Origin of the sequence: Sporosarcina koreensis, assembly GCF_001531445.1 — a bacterium.
In the GTDB taxonomy this organism is placed as follows: Bacteria; Bacillota; Bacilli; order Bacillales_A; family Planococcaceae; genus Sporosarcina; species Sporosarcina koreensis_C.
Map to the genome: position 1 here is coordinate 1 of NZ_LQYA01000336.1, position 243 is coordinate 243.

The 243-nt window shown below is 34.2% G+C and carries 1 pseudogene; it reads right to left on the bottom strand.

The features are described from left to right. A pseudogene (locus AWV70_RS22325) lies at positions 1–243 on the bottom strand (tetracycline efflux MFS transporter Tet(L)); the annotation flags it as partial.

The window sequence follows — 243 nt, forward strand, 5'->3', positions numbered from 1 at the left end:
CACACTGCCAATTGCAGCAGTACTTAGTTGATGTACATCTTTCATCATGTAAGGAACCATAGAGATAAACCCTGCTACTGTACCAAATATAAGTCCTCCACAAAGGACACCAATTATAAAAGAAATATTTTTCCCCAGTGCAGGTTCAACAAAAGGATCTGTTACTTTCCTAATATGTTTTACAAATATCAGGAATGACAGAATACTGATGATCAGAAAAGAAATGTTATAAGATGTTGTAAA